The following is a 15,974-nucleotide window of genomic DNA, read 5'->3' as shown; positions in this document are numbered from 1 at the left end:
AGCGGGTGCTTTGTTGCCCACCACAACTCCATGATCGACGGGGGAGGGGGCGGAGGGAGGGAGGGCGGGAGGGAGGGAGGCAGGGGCGGGTGGGGGAGCCAGGGGCACGGCGGTTTTTGGGCTGGCCGTTAATTGGCGGTTGGGGCTGACGGGTGTCCGGCTACGGTGTGCCGATGCCCGCCACCGTGCACGTACGTGAACTCACCGCTGACGACCTCGACGCCGCCTGGGAGCTGGGCCGGTTCGCGTTCGGCTCCGACTCCCAGCGTCCCCCACAGGCGAGCGTCGAGGTGCCCGGCCTGACCCGTTACGGAGCCTTCGACGACGCCGGTCGGCTCGTCGGCAAGGCCGTCGACCTGCACCACGACCAGTGGTGGTCCGGGCGAGCGGTGCCGGCCGCCGACGTGGCCGGAGTAGCCGTCGCGCCCGAGGCCCGTGGTCGGGGCGTGGCGCGCGCCATGCTCACCGCCCTACTGCGGGGCGCCCACGAGCGGGGGGCGGCGATCAGCGCGCTCTACCCGACCGTCGCCGCACCGTACCGGGCCTGTGGGTGGGAGACCGCCGGTGTGCTGCGCACCGTCAATCTGGCCACCGCCGCGCTGCCCCGACACCGTCCCGCCGCGCGTCTGGCCGTCCGTGCCGGCACGCCCGCCGACCTGCCTGCCGTCGCCGCCCTGTACGAGCGGGTCACCCGGCACCGCAACGGCATGCTGACCCGCCGCGGTGAGCTGTTCGACGCCACCGACCGTGGCCTGCCCGGCGATGGGCTCACCCTCGTCGAGGACGACGGCGACCTGGTCGGCTACGCCACCTGGCAGCGCGGCCGCGGTTACGGGGCCGATTCGGTGCTCACCGTCGACGAGGCCCTGGCCGTCAGCGCCGAGGCCGCCCGGGAACTCGTCGGGGTGCTCGGCAGTTGGGCCAGCGTCGCACCGACTCTGCGGCTGTGCCCGCTCGACGGTGACGCTGTCAGCGCCCACCTGCCGCTGGAGTCGGCTCGCGAGCACGAACGGGACCTGTGGATGCACCGGCCGGTCGACGTCGTCCGCGCGGTGAGCGCACGCGGGTGGCCCGCCCACGTCCGGGGTTCCGTCGACTTTCACCTCACCGACCCGCTCGCCGAGTGGAACACCGGCACCTGGCGGTTGACCGTCGCCGACGGCGCCGCCGAGCTGACCCGGGTCAGCGGCGAGGCAGACCTGCGGCTGGAGGTACGCGGCTTCGCCCTGCTCTACGCCGGAGCAGCGCACGCCCGCTCGGTCGCGCAGGCCGGCCTGCTGCACCATGCCGCCGGTGTCGCGCCGGATGCCCTGGACCTGTTGGGCGTCGGAGGTCCGGCGCAACTGCTCGACTACTTCTGACCGGGCCGGGCCCGGCGCGGTCCTGGCTAAAGCGTCACCTCGGCCAGGCCGGGCACGCGGCCGCGAAGGACCGCGCGGGCCGGCCGGTAGGACTTACCCACACCCCGTCGGGCTCGCGCCTGGTCAGGTCGGGGTCGCGGCCAGTTCGGCGTTCGCGCGTCGGGTGACCAGCGTGAGCGCCCGGGCAGCGGCGCTCGCCTCGTCGCTCGGGATGTCCGCGTAGAGGCGAGCGCTGATGCCCGCGACGGCGTCGGCGATGCGGGCCTGCACGGCGTGGCCGGCGTCGGTCAGTCGCAGCCGTGCTGTGTCGGCTTCGTCGTCGACCTGGGCGAGGTGTGCGTCGACGAGGGTGGCGAGCACCCGCTGCACCTCCTGCTCGTCGACCTTGAGCGTGCTGGTGACCCGATGCGTGAGGTCTGCGCGGTCGACTGGGCCGTTGGCCAGGACGTTGAGGGCGAGCACCTGGTTGAACTCGACGCCGAGGGGAGCCACGGCCCGTTCGAGCAGGGCCCGGGTGGCGTAGTGGGCGTGGCCGATGACCTGACCGTTGAGGGTGGGGACGGTGGACATGACGCCTCCTTCGAAACGTTGGCCGCGCCAACGCTGGAGCCGCCAACGTAACACCTAATCGTTGGTCGCACCAACGATTACTGGTAGGCTGCGCTCATGGAAAACGCAGCCCCGCAGTCACCCGCCGGGCTCAGCACCACCCCGAGCTGGCTGCTCAACCAGACCGCCAGCCACGCCACCCGCCTACTCAGCGAGGGCTTCGCCGCGCACGACCTGCGCGGCTACCACTACCGGCTGCTCGCCACCCTGGCCGAGGACGGCCCCGCCAGTCAGGCTGACCTCGGCCGCCGCTGCGGCATCGATCGCAGCGACGTCGTGGCCGCCATCAACGACCTGGCCGGCCGAGGGCTCGTGGTGCGTGCCCCCGACCCGGCCGATCGCCGCCGCAACGTCATCAGCGTCACCGCCGCCGGCGCCGACGAGGCCCGCCGGATGGGCGCGACCGTCGACCGCGTCCAACGCGATCTGCTCGCCCCCCTGTCCAGCACCGAGCGCGAGCAGCTGACGCGACTACTCACCCGACTGCTGCGACACCACAGCGGGCGCTGACCCGCCTCAGCGGGCCTCGCGCAGCTCCGCAAGCCGTGCCTCGATCTCGGCCAGCTCCGCGCGCAGCTTGTCCGCCTGCTGCTCCGCCTCGGCCCGCTCGGTGCCGAGGATCTGCTCCACCGCCTCCTGCACCCCCGGCACGTCGACCAACGCCACCATCTTCAACGCCTCCGCCGGCTTCACCACGTACGGCTTCGCGAGGGCCTTGGCGCCCTGCTGCGCGGCGACGGTCCACTCACCTTCGGCGTACGCCAGGGTGACCGTGAGGCCCGCGGGCCCCTTCGGCTTCACGGCCTTGACCGCCCGCCGCGCCGGCGGCTTCTCCGTCTGCTCCACCTTCGGCTCCTCCTGTCGCTGCGCGGGCACCCGCGGCGTGTCCAACACGAACTCCGGCGCGGCCACCACGGGCGGCTCGGGCTCGGGCTCCGGCTTCGGCTCCACCACCCGCCGGGTCACGCCCTTGGGCGCCACCGCCAGGTCGGCGGGGGAGAACGGCAGCTCGTCGCGGCCGAAACGCACCACCACGAACTCGTCGGACACCTCCGGATCGGTCAGCTCGATCACCTGACCGACCTGACCGGCGATCTGCCCCGCCGCCGCGGTGAACACCACCCGCGGCTTGCGCCCGGCCGCCAACGCCTCCCGGATGCTCTGCACCTCGCTAGTGGACAAACCCTGGCCGGTATCCATCACAACCCTCTTCCGTACACCTGTTTGATTGCTGTCTTGATACCAGCCGGCTGCGACACCCCCCGCACGGGGCTCGTGCCCGCTCAGCCGCCCAGTGCCCGCAACGCCCGGTCCGCGTGGTCGTTCATGCTGACCTCGCTGTGGATCACCTCGATGACCCGCCGATCGGTGCCGATCACGAACGTCATCCGCTTCATGCTCAACGGCCCCAACGGCACCCGCCGCTTGACCCCGAGCTGCTGCGCCACCGCGCCGTCGGCGTCGGACAGCAGCGGATAGTCAAAGCCGTGCAGCTTCGAGAACTCGGCCTGCTTCGCCACCGAGTCGCGGCTGATGCCGATCCGCGACGCGCCCAGCGCCGCGAACTCCGCCGCCAGGTCACGGAAGTGGCAGCTCTCCGCCGTGCACCCCCGCGTCATCGCCGCCGGGTAGAAGAACAGCACCACCGGCCCGGCCGCCAAAAACTCCGACAGCCGCCGCGGCGTGCCCGTCTCATCCGGCAGCTCGAAATCCTGCACCACGTCGCCGACACCCACACCCGCCACCGCGCACCTCCATCATCTGATCGACCGCGCGGTGAGCGTAAGCGATCACGCCCAGAGCGCCGCCACCTCGTCAGCCACCACATCGGCCTGGGCCCGTCCGGCCCGCGCCGCCCCCGCCCGCCGCGCCGGGTCCAGCACGTTACGACCGATCGCCGTACGCGCCGCCGCGTCCGGCGTCACCACCACCACCCGCGACCCGCCCGCCCGCAACCCGTCCACCTGCACCGACAGCCGTGGCATCGGCCCGAACGCCGCCGACGTCGGCGCGAGCACCAACACCCGCCGCGCGTCCGCCGCCAGATCCGCGTTCACGCTCGAACGCATCCCACCGTCGACGAAACGACGCGCGCCGATCGTCACCGGCGGCCACACCCCGGGCACCGCGCAACTCGCGCCCACCGCGTCCACCAGAGACACCCCACTGTCGCGGTCGAACACCACAAACTCACCCGAGGACGCGTCCACCGCCGTGACCAGCAGCCGCCGCGCCGGCCACTCCCGGGCCGGCAGGCGGGCCTCGATCACCGCGCGTCGCGACGCCTCCGACGGAGTACGCGCCGCCACCGCCATCGCCCCGATCCGGGCCCGCGAACGCACCGCGTCACGGGTACGACCACCGGCCCACACCAGCCGCGCCAACGCCGCGAAACCCAACCGCGCCGCCACCTCACTCGACGGTGGCGCCAACTGCTCGGCGTAGAACCCCTGCAGCGGCAACCCGGAGCACACCTGCGCGCCGACCACCGAACCCGCCGACGTCCCCACCACCAGATCCGCCTCGGTGACCGGCACACCCCGCTCGGTCAGCCCCGCCAACAGCCCCAACTCCCAGGCCACCCCGGTCACCCCGCCACCGCCGAGCACCAACGCCCGTTGCATGTGAGCCTCCTCTCGACGACCGACCCGCGCCGGTCACGGTAGCGTCGGCACGACCAGCGCGCAGCGGTCAAACACCCCGGGAGGCACCGTGGCACCCGTCACCGTCATCACCGGCGGCGGCCGGGGCATCGGCGCGGCCACCGCCCGCCGGCTCGCCGCGGCCGGTCACCACGTCGCCCTGTGCTACCGCCGCGACGAGGCCGCCGCCACCGCCGTCCTGACCGACCTGCGCGCCGCCGGCGCACAAGCCCTCGCGGTACGCGCCGACACCACCGACCCCGACCAGGTGCACGCCCTGTTCGACGCGGCCGCGCAGCTCGGCCCGCTCACCGGCCTGGTCAACAACGCCGGCGTCACCAGCCCCATCGGGCCCTTCACCGAGCTGCGCGTCGACGACCTACGCCGGGTCGTCGACGTCAACCTCGTCGGCTACGTCCTCTGCGCGCAGCAGGCCGCCCGACGACTCACCGACGGTGGGGCGATCGTCAACGTCTCGTCGGCGGCCGCGACCCTCGGCAGCCCGGGGGAGTACGTGCACTACGCCGCCGTGAAGGCCGCCACCGACACCCTCACCGTCGGCCTGGCCAAGGAGCTCGCCCCGAAGGGCATCCGGGTCAACGCCGTCGCACCTGGCATCGTGCGCACCGACATCCACGCCGACTCTGGTGTGCCCGACCGCGCCGATTCCGCCGTCGGTCGTATCCCGTTGGGCCGCGCCGGTGAACCCGACGAGATCGCCGCCGCCATCGCCTGGCTGCTCGGCCCGGACGCCTCGTACGCCACCGGGACCGTGCTGCGCGTCTCCGGCGGTCTCTGAGCGCGCGTGCACGCAGTCGGAGACCGCCGGAACCGGCGTCAGTGGGTGAACAGCTTCGCCGCTGTGATGGCGGTCTGCGTCACCCCGTAGCCGAGCAGCGCCGCCACCACCAACCAGGAGATCCACAGCCGGGCCTGCTGCCCGGGTCGGCTATCGTCGCTCATCGCGCGCCACTCCTCTGCGTCGTCGTGTCCTCGGCCGCGTTCCGGCCCGCATCCTGTTGCACGTCCGGCTCCGCTGACGGTTCGTGGTAGCGCTGCGGCACCGGCCGCACCAGCAGGTTCGCCACGAAGCCCACCGCCAGCACACCCACCATCGTGAACAGCGCCGGACGGTACGCCGCCGCCGTCAACGACCCCGGCTCACCCTGTGCGTCGAGGAACCCGTTGACGATCAGCGGCCCCGCGATCCCCGCCGCCGACCAGGCCGTCAGCAGCCGACCGTGGATCGCACCGACCTGGAAGGTGCCGAACAGGTCCCGCAGGTACGCCGGCACGGTCGCGAACCCGCCGCCGTAGAACGACAGGATCACGCAGGCCAACAGCACGAACAGGGCCGTCGCGCTCTGCCCGACCAGCGCCAGCAGCGCGTACAGCACCATGCCGACACCCAGGTACACCAGGTAGATCGGTTTGCGGCCGATGACGTCGGAGGTGGACGACCAGACGAACCGGCCGGCCATGTTGAACAGCGACAGCAAGCCCACGAACCCGCCGGCCGCCGCGACGGTCACCGCCGAGGCGCCGTTGTCCCGGAAGAAGTCCTGGATCATCGGGCTGGCCTGCTCCAGGATGCCGATGCCGGCCGTCACGTTGCAGAACAGCACCACCCACAGCAGCCAGAACGAGCGGGTCTTCACCGCGTTCGCCGCCGACACGTTCGCCGTGGTGACAAGCGGTTTCGCCGCCACGCTGGCCGGGTCGAAGCCGGGCGGCCGCCAGCCCTGCGCGGGCACCCGCACGTTCGCCACCCCGAACATCATGATCACGAAGTAGCCCAGGCCGAGCGTCACGAACAACCACACCAGCGCGCTGCCCGACGCCGTCGAGCCCGCGTTGGCCGGGTCGTAACCGGCGTCGTAGAACGACAACAGCTGCCGCGACAGGGGAGAGGCGACCATCGCCCCACCACCGAACCCCATGATCGCCAACCCGGTGGCCAGACCCGGCCGGTCCGGAAACCACTTGATCAGGGTGGAGACGGGGGAGATGTAGCCGATGCCCAACCCGATGCCGCCGAGCAGCCCGTAGCCCAGATACAGCAGCCACAACTGCTTCGTGGCGATGCCCAGCGAGCCCACCAGGAAACCCGCCGCCCAGAAGCAGGCCGAGACGAACATGGCCTTACGCGGCCCGTTCGCCTCCACCCAGGTCCCGGCGACCGCGGCGGACAACCCGAGCATCACGATCGCGATGCTGAAGATCACCCCGATCGCCGTCTGGCTGGTGTCGAAGTGGGCGATCAGGGAGTTCTTGTAGACGCTTGTCGCGTAGACCTGGCCGATGCAGAGGTGGATGGCCAACGCGGCCGGGGGAATGAGCCACCGGCTGTAGCCGGGCGGCGCGACGGTGTGCCGACGATCGAGTGCGGAAAGCATGCGGTGCTTCCTCTCCGACGAGGACGAGAGACGTCGCACCCAACGTGCCCACACCACGCGTACGCGGCAAACCTCACCGTCGCCGGACGGTCGCTGCGCTGAGCTGAGCGGTCAGTCAGCCCTCAGACCGCTACCGCAGGTCTGGGGTGTGCCAGCCGCCCGCGAGGGCGTCGGCGTCCGCCGGACCCCAACTGCCCTTCTCGTACGACCGCACCGCCGCCGGCAGATCCAGGATCGGCTCGACGATGCGCCACTCCTGCTCGATCGTCTCCGCGCGCGCGAAGCGCAGGTGCTGCCCGTCCATCGCGTCGTCGAGCAACCGCTCGTACGCCTCCTGACGGCGACCGAGCGCCGCACCGAAGTCGACGGACAGATCCACCGGACGGCTCGCCACCTCAGCACCCGGGCTCTTCGCCTGGATCGACATCGTGATGCCGTCACCACGCCCCAGGCGGAACCGCAGCAGGTTCGCGACGGTCACCGTGCCCCGCTCGGCCGGGATCAGCGAGCGCTGCGGCTGCTTGAACTCGACCACGACCTCCGTCGCCGTCCCGGGCAGCGACTTGCCGGTGCGCAGGTAGAACGGCACACCCGCCCAGCGGGGGGAGTCGACAGTCAACCGGGTCGCCACGAACGTCTCCGTGTTCGAGCCCGCCGCCACTCCCGGCTCGTCGCGGTAGCCGGCGTACTGCCCCCGGACGGTCGACTCCGGCGACAGCGGGACGATCTGCCGCAGCACGGCGGCCTCCGCCGCCCGGAACGCCTCGGTGTCCTCGCTGGCGGGCGCCTCCATCGCGATGAGCGCGACGACCTGAAGGATGTGGTTCTGCAGCACGTCCCGGGTCGCGCCCACCGTGTCGTAGAAGCCGGCCCGGCCCTGGGTGCCGAAACCCTCGGCGAGGGTCACCTGGACGTTGTCGATGTGCTCGTTGTTCCACAGCGGCTCGAACAGCCGGTTGGCGAACCGGAAGGCGTACAGACCCTCGACGGCTTCCTTGCCGAGGTAGTGGTCGATACGGAACACCCGCTCCGGCGCAAATGCCGCGCCCAGCGTGCGATCCAGCTCGCGGGAGGACTCCAGGTCACGCCCGAACGGCTTCTCCACGATCACCCGACCCCGATCGGCCAGACCGACGGCCGCCAGGCCCTCGACGACGGAGCCGAACACCCCCGGAGGGATCGCCAGGTAGAAGACCGGCCGCGCGGAGTCGCGCAGCCGCTCCGCCAGCCGCTGGTACGTCATCGGGTCCGCGTAGTTGCCGGAGATCATCGAAAGGTTGCCCGCCAGCCGGTCGAAGGTCTCGTCGTCGACCTCGTCATTGGCCTCGGTGACCGACTTACGGGCCGTGGTGATCAGCTGCTGATCGTCCCAGGGGGAGCGGGCCACGCCGATCACCGGAACGTCGAGGCGGTCGCGCCGGGTCAACTCGTACAGCGCCGGAAACAGCTTCTTCGAGACGAGGTCTCCGGTGACGCCGAACAGCACTACCGCGTCTGAGCGCACGTGCATGGCACTTCCCAATCGATCATCCGAACCTGATCTTCCGAACGGACAACGGCACGACCCACTTCAGGAATTCCCCAGCGTGCGGCGTACGTGAGGTCGGCGACAACGCCGTCTCGCCGAGCCCTTATGTTAAGGAAGGTTTACAGTGCGGGCGGAACGCCGGTAGCCTGCGAATCTAATCGACGAAGGTCGATCATGACGAGGCCTGGAGGTACCGTGCGCCGCCGACACACCACCACACGGCTGCTGGCCCTAGCCGCACTCGCACTACCACTCATCCTGCCCGCCACCCCAGCTACCGCCGCACCCACCGCACCAACCCGACAGCTCAGCGACGTCATCCCGGCACCCGTCGAAACCCGACCCGACGCGCACAACACGTTCCGGATCACCCCCCTGACCGTCATCCGCACCACCCCCGGCTCAGCCGCCGCCTGGCACGTCGGCCACCAACTCGCCACCACACTGCGCCCCGCCACCGGCCACCTCCTACCAGTCCTCCCCGTACGCTCCACCCCGCTACCCGAGATCGCCCTACTCATCGGGGGAGCAGACAACCGCATCGGCCAGCAGGGCTACCAACTCGACGTCACCCGCCGCGGCGTCACGATCCGAGCCAACACCCCCGCCGGGCTGTTCGCCGGCACCCAGACACTGCGCCAACTGCTCCCCGCCGAGATCGAGGCACCCGACCGGCAACGAACCACCTGGACAGTCCCCGGCGGACAGATCATCGACTACCCACGCTTCGCCTACCGAGGCGCGATGCTCGACCTCGCCCGCCACTTCCACACCGTCGACGAGATCACCGCCTACGTCGACCTGCTCAGCCAGTACAAGATCAACTACCTGCACCTACACCTCACCGACGACCAGGGCTGGCGCATCCAGATCGACTCCTGGCCCCGCCTCACCACCGTCGGCGGCGGACCCGGCACCGGAGTCGACGGCGCCGGCCCCGGCTACCTCACCAAAGCCGACTACAAGGCCGTCGTCGCCTACGCCGCCGCGCGACACATCACGATCATCCCCGAGATCGACATGCCCGGGCACACCAACGCCGCCCAGTCGACGTACCCCGAACTCAACTGCGACGGCGTCGCACCGCCCCCACGCACCGACATGGCCGTCGGCTACAGCTCCCTCTGCATCAACGACGAACTCACCTACCGATTCGTCGAAGACGTCATCCGCGAACTCGCCGCCATCACACCCGGACCGTTCCTGCACATCGGCGGCGACGAAGCCCACGCCACCACCGACGAGGAGTACCGCACCTTCATGAACCGGGTCCTGCCCCTGGTCACGAAGTACGGCAAACGCGCCTCCGGCTGGAACGAGATCACCCAGGTCAACCCGCCCACCGACGCCGTCGCCCAGTTCTGGGGCACCGGCACCACCAACGCCAGTCTCGCCGCAGCCGCCGCCCGCGGCAACAAGGTCATCATGTCGCCAGCGAACAAGGCCTACCTGGACATGAAGTACGACGCCAACACCCGCCTCGGCCTGCGCTGGGCCGCCCTGATCGAGGTGTCCGACGCGTACGGCTGGGACCCCGCCACCCGCGTCACCGGCGTCGGCGAGAACGCCATCCTCGGCGTCGAGGCCCCGCTGTGGTCCGAGACCCTGCGCACCCTCGACGACATCGAATACATGGCATTCCCCCGCCTACCCGCGATCGCCGAACTCGGCTGGTCCACCTCCGCCAGCCACGACTGGGAATCGTTCCGGGCCCGACTGGGGGAGCAGGCACCCCGCTGGCGACTGCAACAGGTCAACTTCTACCCGTCCCCACAGGTGCCCTGGCTCTGAGCCGTACCCCCGTCACACGCTAATAGTGGGCACCGGCCGACACGGCCGGTGCCCACGACGCTCAGCGACCGCAGACGGTGTCCAACGCCTTCAGCGACGGGTCGAGATCCGGCGCCTCGACCTCGGTGGCCTTCGGACCGGCGAGGTGCTTCTCCACCCCCACGGCCAGGGTCTCCAACGCGGTACGCACCTGCGGATCGACAGCGGTCGGCGCCGCCGTCTTGAGGTCCTGCAACAGCGCGGTGTAGTGGCCACGCACCTTCGCGCCCTGCTCCTTGGCGCTGACCGGCTTGTCGATCGCGGCGATCGCATCATCCGCCATCGCGACGTAGTGCTTCTTGACCATATCGAGACTGGCGTCGCAGACCTGCTTGCTGTTCGCCGCGACGTCGACGGTCGGGCTGGGCACCGCGGTCGCCGTCGGCGCGGCGGCCCCCGCGCTCTCCTTCTCGGCGGGCTGGCAGCCGACAACGAGGCCAGCGGTCGCGACCAGGCCCAAGACAATACGGACAGGCTTACTCGTCAAGGCGTTCCCCCGTGGTGATGTGCGGCCCCGCCCATCGCGGTGAACGGGCAGCGACCGAAGCGCACCACTGTAGACACCGCACGCCGATGACGCAGACCACTTTTGCCCCGTGGCCGGCCCGGCGCCTACCAGGCCGACAGGACTGGCCACGCCGTACGCACATCTGACAGCCCGCGCTGGGGGAGCAGGCCCCACCCACACGCATCCGCATCTACCACTGCCACCATGCGTCCTTGTTCGACGACTGGTCCTGGCCTGGCCCTGGTTCAGACTGGTCAGACGCCAAGGCGCGCAGCTACAAGCGCTGTCCCTGGAGGGCAGCCGTCAACTGATCCAAGCCCATCGAACCCAGCTCCAACGCCTGCCGATGGAATGCGCGCCGGTCGCCGGGGAAGAACGAGCGGCCTGCCAGCCACACGCGCTCACCCACCTTGTAGGCCAGCGCCTGCCCTGGCCGGCCCAGGTAACGCGCGAGTTCGGCGGACGCGTACGGCCCCTGGTGACAGCGGTCCCGCAGCAGCTTCAGCGCTGCCTCCGGCGTCCACACGGCTCCATCGCCAGACGACATCGGCAGTCGCAGGTGCAGGCCGATATCGAGCACGACCCGCGCTGCCCGCAGGAGCTGCATATACAGATACCCCAGTCGAGCACCCGGTTGTTCATAGAGCCCGAGCTCGTCCATGAACCGCTCGGCGTACAGGGCCCAGCCCTCCTGACTGCCGGAGAGGCCGCCGAGCAGGTTCAGCCGCTGCCCGAGGCCTCCCCGGCAGGCCTCCGAGCCAAGGTGAAGGTGGTGGCCGGGAACGCCCTCGTGATAGGCGGTGCTGTAGGCATACCAGGTGGGGAAACTCGCGGCATCCTCAGGCAGGGACCACCAGACCCGACCCGGCCGCGTCAGGTCCCGCGACGGCCCGATGTAGGCAATACCGGACGACGTGGTCAACCGCGACTCGATGCGCCGCAGCGGGGCGGGCACGTCGAAGTACACGCCGTCCAGCCGCTCGGTGGCGGCCTCCAACAGCTCCTGCAGCCACGCGGCGAACGCCTCCCTGCTGTGCAGCGTGCCGGGTGCGTCGGGGCTGGCGAGCCGGGCAAGCACCTCTGGCACGTTCCCGCCCAGGGCCTCCGCCTCGGCGATCAGCTCTGCCTCCGTCGCTCTGAACTCGTCCCAGCCCCAGTCGTACAGCTCGCGCAAATCAGGCTGGGCCGCGAGGAAGGTGCGCACCCAGAGTGCGTACCGCTGCTGGCCGAACGCTTCCTCCTCAACGGCCCGCGGTGCCAGGTCCGCGGTCAGCATCTCGGCGAGTTTTTGGTACGCCTCTCGCGCGCCGGTCGCTGCGGCCTGCAACGACGCCCGCTGACGCCCCTCGCCGTAGCGATCCACCAGGGCGACATCGTCGTCGATCCAGTCACGGCAGCGCTGCGCGACGAACTCCACTTGACGCCGCGCCGGCAGATTGCCGCGCTCCGCGGCGAGTGAGAGGCTGCGGGCGTACCCGTCCAGGGCCGCGGGGATCGCGGCCAGGCGTGCGCCGACGCGAGCCCAGCCCTCCTCGAAGGCCGCGCCCTCGGCGTCGCCGCCGGGAACCGTGGCCTCGACGGCTTGGCGGATGAGCTGGAGCGGACCGGTGGCCGCCGCGTGCAGTTCGCGCAGGTCCTCGCCGGCGTCGTGGAAGGCGATACGCGCCTGCAGTCGTTCGGCGAGGTGGGCATGCAGCGGGGTCGCGGCCGGCAGTACGGCAGCCGAGATCTCGAGCTCGCGCAGGGCCCGGGCTGCGAGATCGGCGCGGGCCTGATGGCCCTCCGGGCTGTAGTCGGTAAGCCCGTCGAGATTCTGCTCACCAGCCTCGACGACCGCTGTGCAGGGGTCGAGGCCGGCCATGTCGCGCAGGAGCCGATCGGCGAAGTCCTCGATCACGCGGGCAATGCTAGGCAGCCGTGGCTCCGCGCGCTAACGCGCGCTCACCTCGGGGCTTACTGAGGCAAACGTGCTCACCCATGCTCTGAGCGATGTTGGGGGTGATTCGATAATGTACATTATGTAAAGTTGGGCGTTGTGGCGGCCCCCGGCGTCGCCTCAGTCTCGCGTCAGGCCTGGCGGACACGCATCCTCGTCGGGTCGGACGAGGCGTGCGTTGACCAGCGGGTTGCGCCGCAGGGCCGCGAGCACAGCGACGCTGCCGCCGACGTCGGTCCAGGTGTCGTCCCAGAGGGCCGAGACGAGCCAGGAACGATCCGCTGGAAAGAACAGGTCGGGCAGCGCCCCGTCGCCGCGCATATGGCCGGTGCGCCAGGTGAGGGTCTGTACCGGCCCGGCCTCGACCAACACGTAGGGCCAGTCCCAGTAGAGCGACACCCTCGGGGCACCTGGGAAGACGACGTCGTGGGCGCCGGTGTCGAGAAAGCCCAGCCACCAGGGCTGATCCGCGGTGCACGCGGCCAGCTCGTCGATCACGGCGTGTTCGTGGGCGTCGAGACCGACCCCGGCGGGCGGGTGGAAGGTGCCGTACGCCTCGAACACCGGCGGGATCGCGGTGCTGACTGAAAGACCCTGTGTGGTGTGCCCGGCGAGCCAGGCGACGTCGCTGGCCGCGCCGATCCGCCAGCGCCGCCCGTCCTTGTCGACCTGGACGGGGCCGGTCCGGGTCGTTGTGTCACTGCCGTGGCGGGGTGTGGCGACGGTGGCGGGCGACGCCCATGGAGACCACCCGGGCCGGTCGGTCGCCCGCCACCGGTGCCCCGCGCGACAGACCCAGCTCATAGGATCGTCCGGATCTCGGTACACGGTGGGCGTGCCGGGTTGACCACACTCGGGGCAGGTGGCAACGGGCAACATCATGTCGCGCACGATACGTGTTTCTCGATCAGGGCCACCCGTTCCCGCACCGGTCCGGCCGGTACGTCGACCAACTGGTGCCCGTGCTCCTCGTACACCTCCTGGTGCAGGCGGGCGAAGGCCAGCGCGTCGGCGTAGCTGATCTGGCGCGCTGGGGTGTGTCGGATGAATCCCAGCGGGCTGATCAGGAACACCAGACGTTGGTAGGTGCGCTCGCGCATGATCCGGTTCACCTCGGCGGTCAGCGCCGGGCCGATCGGTCTGCCCAGGTGGCGAGCCAATGCCAGGGTGCACAGCGGCGACCGGTCGTAGAACTGGACTGGCTGGCGCGCATCGGCTCCGACCTGCCGGTGCCGTTGCAGCGCGGCGACGGCGTCGACGAAGTCGGAGTCGCGCCACGGCTCGGCGCACCCCTGCGCCTGCCTCCCGGCGATGAGGTCGGTGGCGGCCTCTCGGACGGTGACGTGTCCCTTGCGGTGCAGCGCCTCGATCATGGTTGTCTTGCCGGCGCCAGGCGCTCCCGTGAGGACGAATCGCTGGGGTTCTGGCATCTTCTCCCCCTCTCTCGGCCCCCTTCCCGGGAACCTGAAAATGCTGCATAATATCCCTTATGCATGACAAACAGGACGAATCGCTCGGGGTGCTGATCGAGGAGTTCCTGACCGACCGCGCCACCCGCAAGCCCTCCCCCCACACCCTGGCCGCGTACCGGAGGGATCTGCACGCGGTGGCGACCCTGGTCGCGGAGGACGCCACCCCTCCCCTCCCCCTGGACGCGCTGTCGATCACCGACCTCTCCCCCCGGGTGATGCGGGCGGCTTTCGCGCGGTTCGCCACTCCCCGGGCGCCCGCGTCGGTGCACCGAGCCTGGTCCACCTGGAACAACTTCTTCACGTTCCTGGTAGCTGACGGGTTCGTGGCGGGCAACCCGATGCCAGCGGTCGGGCGACCTCGGGCGCTACTCCCCCAGCCGAAACCGCTGCGCGGCGCGGACACCCCCGAGGTGCTGCTCGCGTCCGCCGCGCGTGACCAGGGCCGGCAACGCGACCCGTGGCCGGAGCGCGACGTGGCGGTGTTGGCGGTGGCGCTCTGCGCGGGGCTGCGCCTGTCGGAGTTGCTGGCGTTGCGCGTCGACTCGCTCGGCGGTCGGCCCGGTGAGCGGCGGGTGGAGGTGGCGGGCAAGGGCGGGCGGCCCCGGGTGGTGCCGATCGAGGCGGATCTGGACCGGGTGCTGGTGGACTACCTGGACAGTCGGGTGCGGCGCTTCGGTTCGCGGTCGGTACGCCCCGACTCGGCATTGCTTGTGGATCGGCGCGGTGAGCCGTTACGCCGTGGTGGCCTGCAGTATCTCGTCGAGTCGTGTTATCGGCGGGCGGGCATCGGTGACCGGGTGCCGCGTGGTGCGCGGTTGCACGCGCTGCGGCACACCTTCGCGACTCGGTTGGCGGAGGACGGTGCGAGCGCCGCGGAGATCATGCGGTTGTTGGGGCACGCGTCGTTGGCGTCGTCGCAGACGTACATCGAGGTGACGGCGGGGCAGCAGCGCGATGCGGTCCGTGCCAACCGGACCAACCGCGCGTTGGCGGGTCTGGTGCCGCCGGGGTGAGCGTGGTCAGTGTGCGCGGTGGCCGGTGCTGTCGGCGGTGACGGGTAGGGGGCCGAGGACGGCGTTGATGATGTGGATGCGGGCGTTGGTGGCCTGGTAATCGGCGCAGACGGTGTCAGCGCGGTCGGCGAGGCGGGCGGTGGGACCGGTGCGGATGAGGGTGACGGTGGTGCCGTCGAGGGTGGTGGCGGTGCCGTCGGCCACCAGGTCCTCGATGGAGTGGGTTCCGGTGATCAGGTGCGCCTTGAGCAGGGTGCGGAGCTGGTCGGTGTGGTGGGTCATGAGGTCGTCCCAGTTGTCTTCGGAGAACGTGGCGGCGAAGGCGTCGTCGGAGGGCGCGAGGATGGTGACGCCGGTGCCGGTGGGCAGGTCGGTGAGGGTGCCGCTGGTGCGTAGGGCGGCTTCGAACGTGGTGAGGGTGGGGATCCACCGGAGTGCCTCGTCGACGGGTTGGCTGGCGAGGAAGGTCGGGTTTCCGGGGTCGGTGCCGGTGGGCAGGGCGGCGCAGAGTGGTCCGGTGACCTGGGGTGCGCTCGTGCTGGTCGGTGGTTTCGCGTCCGTTGTGGAGGTGGCGGTGCAGCCGGCAGTGGTCAGCAGCAGGGCTACGGCAAGGAGGCGCAGAGCGCGAGACGGGTGCGACACGGGCGGGCTCCACGGGTCGGGGTTGGTGGGTGGGCTG

At 70.8% G+C, this 15,974-nt stretch carries 17 protein-coding genes; 5 read left to right on the top strand and 12 right to left on the bottom strand.

Annotation, left to right across the window (positions count from 1 at the left end; all coding sequences use genetic code 11):
• Window positions 1-173 precede the first annotated feature (173 nt).
• Window positions 174-1,361, top strand: coding sequence for a GNAT family N-acetyltransferase (locus tag IF46_RS0131560; protein ID WP_030492059.1), 1,188 nt, complete (start codon window positions 174-176; stop codon window positions 1,359-1,361).
• A gap of 123 nt (window positions 1,362-1,484) precedes the next feature.
• Here the strand turns inward: IF46_RS0131560 and IF46_RS0131555 are convergent, their stop codons facing one another.
• On the bottom strand, window positions 1,485-1,931 hold the full coding sequence (locus tag IF46_RS0131555; RefSeq protein WP_030492058.1) for a MarR family winged helix-turn-helix transcriptional regulator: 447 nt from the start codon (window positions 1,929-1,931) through the stop codon (window positions 1,485-1,487).
• Window positions 1,932-2,027: 96 nt separating this feature from the next.
• Here IF46_RS0131555 and IF46_RS0131550 point away from each other — a divergent pair, with 96 nt between their 5' ends.
• Entirely contained in the window at window positions 2,028-2,480 is a 453-nt protein-coding gene (locus IF46_RS0131550) for a MarR family winged helix-turn-helix transcriptional regulator (protein ID WP_030492057.1), read from the top strand.
• A 6-nt stretch (window positions 2,481-2,486) separates the two neighbouring features.
• On the opposite strand, the gene IF46_RS0131545 is transcribed toward IF46_RS0131550, so the two are convergent.
• From IF46_RS0131545 to IF46_RS0131535, 3 genes are all read right to left on the bottom strand, one after another.
• Entirely contained in the window at window positions 2,487-3,170 is a 684-nt protein-coding gene (locus IF46_RS0131545) for a hypothetical protein (protein ID WP_030492056.1), read from the bottom strand.
• Window positions 3,171-3,253: 83 nt separating this feature from the next.
• A complete protein-coding gene (locus IF46_RS0131540; RefSeq protein ID WP_030492055.1) occupies window positions 3,254-3,715 on the bottom strand; it encodes a peroxiredoxin in 462 nt (153 codons plus the stop codon).
• Window positions 3,716-3,760: 45 nt separating this feature from the next.
• Complete coding sequence (locus IF46_RS0131535) at window positions 3,761-4,594, bottom strand: patatin-like phospholipase family protein (RefSeq protein WP_030492054.1); 834 nt, start codon at window positions 4,592-4,594, stop codon at window positions 3,761-3,763.
• An 88-nt stretch (window positions 4,595-4,682) separates the two neighbouring features.
• Here IF46_RS0131535 and IF46_RS0131530 point away from each other — a divergent pair, with 88 nt between their 5' ends.
• A complete protein-coding gene (locus IF46_RS0131530; protein WP_030492053.1) occupies window positions 4,683-5,411 on the top strand; it encodes an SDR family oxidoreductase in 729 nt (242 codons plus the stop codon).
• Between the two features lie 38 nt (window positions 5,412-5,449).
• Here IF46_RS0131530 and IF46_RS35600 read toward each other — a convergent pair whose 3' ends face one another.
• From IF46_RS35600 to zwf, 3 genes are all read right to left on the bottom strand, one after another.
• On the bottom strand, window positions 5,450-5,575 hold the full coding sequence (locus IF46_RS35600) for an MFS transporter small subunit (protein ID WP_269640502.1): 126 nt from the start codon (window positions 5,573-5,575) through the stop codon (window positions 5,450-5,452).
• A complete protein-coding gene (locus IF46_RS0131520; RefSeq protein ID WP_030492052.1) occupies window positions 5,572-7,008 on the bottom strand; it encodes an OFA family MFS transporter in 1,437 nt (478 codons plus the stop codon). The genes IF46_RS35600 and IF46_RS0131520 overlap by 4 nt, the downstream gene beginning before the upstream one ends.
• A 130-nt stretch (window positions 7,009-7,138) precedes the next feature.
• A complete protein-coding gene (gene zwf, locus IF46_RS0131515) occupies window positions 7,139-8,518 on the bottom strand; it encodes a glucose-6-phosphate dehydrogenase (RefSeq protein WP_030492051.1) in 1,380 nt (459 codons plus the stop codon).
• A gap of 192 nt (window positions 8,519-8,710) precedes the next feature.
• Here zwf and IF46_RS0131510 point away from each other — a divergent pair, with 192 nt between their 5' ends.
• Window positions 8,711-10,327, top strand: a complete 1,617-nt coding sequence (locus IF46_RS0131510) for a beta-N-acetylhexosaminidase (RefSeq protein WP_051724293.1) — start codon at window positions 8,711-8,713, stop codon at window positions 10,325-10,327.
• A gap of 61 nt (window positions 10,328-10,388) precedes the next feature.
• On the opposite strand, the gene IF46_RS0131505 is transcribed toward IF46_RS0131510, so the two are convergent.
• The 4 genes from IF46_RS0131505 to IF46_RS0131490 form a co-directional block, all read right to left on the bottom strand.
• Window positions 10,389-10,853, bottom strand: coding sequence for a hypothetical protein (locus IF46_RS0131505; RefSeq protein ID WP_157563722.1), 465 nt, complete (start codon window positions 10,851-10,853; stop codon window positions 10,389-10,391).
• Between the two features lie 295 nt (window positions 10,854-11,148).
• Window positions 11,149-12,771, bottom strand: coding sequence for a DUF885 domain-containing protein (locus IF46_RS0131500; protein ID WP_084598120.1), 1,623 nt, complete (start codon window positions 12,769-12,771; stop codon window positions 11,149-11,151).
• Window positions 12,772-12,930: 159 nt separating this feature from the next.
• Complete coding sequence (locus IF46_RS35440) at window positions 12,931-13,614, bottom strand: hypothetical protein (RefSeq protein WP_232234229.1); 684 nt, start codon at window positions 13,612-13,614, stop codon at window positions 12,931-12,933.
• 74 nt (window positions 13,615-13,688) lie between these two features.
• A complete protein-coding gene (locus IF46_RS0131490) occupies window positions 13,689-14,240 on the bottom strand; it encodes an AAA family ATPase (RefSeq protein WP_030492046.1) in 552 nt (183 codons plus the stop codon).
• A gap of 59 nt (window positions 14,241-14,299) precedes the next feature.
• Here IF46_RS0131490 and IF46_RS0131485 point away from each other — a divergent pair, with 59 nt between their 5' ends.
• Window positions 14,300-15,295: a tyrosine-type recombinase/integrase gene (locus tag IF46_RS0131485; protein ID WP_030492045.1), complete on the top strand. Its 996-nt coding sequence runs from the start codon at window positions 14,300-14,302 to the stop codon at window positions 15,293-15,295.
• Window positions 15,296-15,301: 6 nt separating this feature from the next.
• Here IF46_RS0131485 and IF46_RS0131480 read toward each other — a convergent pair whose 3' ends face one another.
• Complete coding sequence (locus IF46_RS0131480; RefSeq protein WP_030492044.1) at window positions 15,302-15,937, bottom strand: fasciclin domain-containing protein; 636 nt, start codon at window positions 15,935-15,937, stop codon at window positions 15,302-15,304.
• Window positions 15,938-15,974: the final 37 nt, after the last annotated feature.

This window comes from Micromonospora chokoriensis (assembly GCF_000718555.1).
In the GTDB taxonomy this organism is placed as follows: domain Bacteria; phylum Actinomycetota; class Actinomycetes; order Mycobacteriales; family Micromonosporaceae; genus Micromonospora; species Micromonospora chokoriensis_B.
Note: the sequence above shows the minus strand (reverse complement) of the source record. Positions and strands in the feature narration are given on the sequence as shown.